The sequence below is a fragment of the Acetomicrobium mobile genome (assembly GCF_937920065.1).
In genome coordinates this window covers 1-2,375 of record NZ_CALETC010000027.1, presented here as the reverse complement: position 1 = coordinate 2,375, position 2,375 = coordinate 1, and the positions used below count along the sequence as shown (strand labels likewise).

The 2,375-nt window shown below is 45.0% G+C and carries 3 protein-coding genes; all 3 read right to left on the bottom strand.

Annotation, left to right across the window (positions count from 1 at the left end; translation table 11 throughout):
• Positions 1-392: ATP-binding cassette domain-containing protein (locus tag Q7P41_RS00915; protein ID WP_303881392.1), on the bottom strand; the 392-nt coding region annotated here is incomplete at its 3' end.
• Positions 393-400: 8 nt separating this feature from the next.
• Positions 401-1,288: an ABC transporter permease gene (locus Q7P41_RS00910; RefSeq protein ID WP_303881390.1), complete on the bottom strand. Its 888-nt coding sequence runs from the start codon at positions 1,286-1,288 to the stop codon at positions 401-403.
• A 12-nt stretch (positions 1,289-1,300) separates the two neighbouring features.
• On the bottom strand, positions 1,301-2,311 hold the full coding sequence (locus Q7P41_RS00905) for an ABC transporter permease (RefSeq protein WP_303881388.1): 1,011 nt from the start codon (positions 2,309-2,311) through the stop codon (positions 1,301-1,303).
• Between the last annotated feature and the right edge of the window lie 64 nt (positions 2,312-2,375).

The following is a 2,375-nucleotide window of genomic DNA, read 5'->3' as shown; positions in this document are numbered from 1 at the left end:
TCGTAGGCATCACCCATGCTAATTTCACTGCTATGAGCGATTGACTCGGCGATTTGAAATCCCACCTTAAAGACGGGATTAAGGGCAGAGATAGGCTCTTGAAATATCATAGACATCTTTTTGCCTCGAACTGTTTTATCCATCTCTTCTTCCGTTATTTTTAAAAGGTCGGTTCCTTCAAACAAAACCTGCCCCTCGATTATCTCACCGGGGGCATCTATAAGCCTCATGATGGAAAGAGCAGACACAGACTTGCCACAACCCGTCTCTCCCACAATCCCTAGACGTTCCTCTTCGTTAAGCCACAATCTAACGCCATTTAGAGCCTTGATTATCCCTCTGTATGTCCGAAAGATGACGCGCAAATTATTTACCTCAAGCAACCTCGCCATCGATCGAGTTACCTCCTAATTCTAGGGTCCATGATATCGCGTATACCGTCGCCAAGCAGATTAAAACCTAAAACTACGAGCGCTATGAATAAACCTGGAAAAGTTGATATCCACCACTGCTGTACAAGGTAGCTTCTACCATCGCTCACGATTGCACCCCATTCAGGCGTAGGAGGTTGCGCTCCAAGGCCAAGGAAGCCCAGCCCTGCAGCGGTTAGTATAATTGACCCCATCCTCAAGGATAGCTGGACTAACACAGGTGACATGCACATGGGCAATACATGAAGGAGTAATATTCTAGTGTTACTGGCGCCAAGGGCCCTGATAGCTTCAATATAGGGTAGGGATTTTATCTTCATGGCTTCAGCGCGCGCCAACCTCGCTATCACGGTCCATCCCACTAAAGATATCGCTATGATAGCATTAAATACCCCTCGACCAAGCATGGCAGACAAAGCCATGGCTAAGATTAAATTGGGAAAAGATAAAAATACATCTGTAATCCTCATCAAAACGTCATCTATAATGCCACCAAAATAGCCCGCCGTGATGCCCACGGCAACCCCTATCGTTCCGCTGATAACGGTTACAAGCAAAATAATACCAACCTCGATGCGAGCTCCGTATACGACTCTGCTGAAGATATCCCTTCCGAACTGATCCGTACCGAATATGTGATCACTGCTAGGAGGAAGCAGGCTCCTTGAAATATTTATCTCTATCGGATCATAGGGAGCAATCGCGGGCGCAAAAATGGCTATCACGATGAAAAAGGCCACCAATATGGTGCCAATCATGGCCAATCTATTTTGCCTCCACAGGTAAAGCGTATGTTTCCAATCCTCGATCAAAAGCTGACGACGCGATATAGCGACGTTTGAACGTTCCGTCTGCAAGCACGATCCCTCCTAAACTCGCATCCTAGGATCTAACGCAGCATAAACAATATCAACAACTAAGTTAACCAGGGAATAAACGATGGCCACGAATAACGTGCCTCCCATTATCGCGGGGTAATCCAAAAGAAGCAAAGAATTTACTATGTAACGCCCGAGGCCTGGCCAACCAAATATAGTTTCGGTTAAAACAGCCCCCTCAAGCAAGCCACCGAAGGTTAGCCCAATGACAGTAACAACAGGTATTAAAGCGTTACGCAAGGCATGTCTATATATGACAAGCTTTCTTCCGATTCCCTTCGCCCTTGCGGTCCTTATAAAATCTTGTCTCAATACGTCTAACATGCTCGAGCGCATGATTCGGGCAATGGACGCAGTAGAGGAGTATCCAAGAACTACAGCTGGCAGTATTATGTGCGACAAAGCATCTTTAAAGGCTTCGAAATTTCCCGCAAGCAAAGAATCCAATAGCAAAAGACCGGTAACCTTAGGCGGCAAGTGAGTAAATATGCCGATACGCCCACTACCAGGCAACCAGCCCAAACGATAATAAAATAAAATCAAAAGCAAAAGTCCGGTCCAAAAGACCGGCATCGATACGCCTAATATCGAAAATACCCTACAAAAGTGATCTATTAACTTATTTCGATGTACTGCCGAAAAAATTCCTAGAGGCACTCCTAAAACTACGGAGATTAAAGCTGCCACTATGGCAAGCTCAAGCGTTGCGGGAAAAAATTCCACTATATCTTTTATAACGGGCCTATTGCTCTTAATAGATATCCCGAAATCGCCTCTGACCACGCCAGACATGAAATCAACAAACTGCGCATATAAAGGTTTATCCAAACCTAGGCGCCTTCTCATCTCATCTACCAGTTCTATTGGGGCGTTACCCCCTAAAATAGCTCCTACCGGGTCTGCAGGTATTGCTCTAGCCACAACGAAAACTACCACGGAAACACCAAAAAGAACAATGAGCATCAAAAATAATCTTTTTATGACGAATGTCTCAAGCCTCATTTTTTATTTAAATCCCCCTGCTTTTTAGTCAAAGAGATATTATACACCTTAAACAGAGAAGGGG

Coding starts and splice junctions, on each gene's coding strand:
- Q7P41_RS00905 (WP_303881388.1), bottom strand. CDS start 2,311: ATGAGGCTTGAGACATTCGTCATAAAAAGATTATTTTTGATGCTCATT.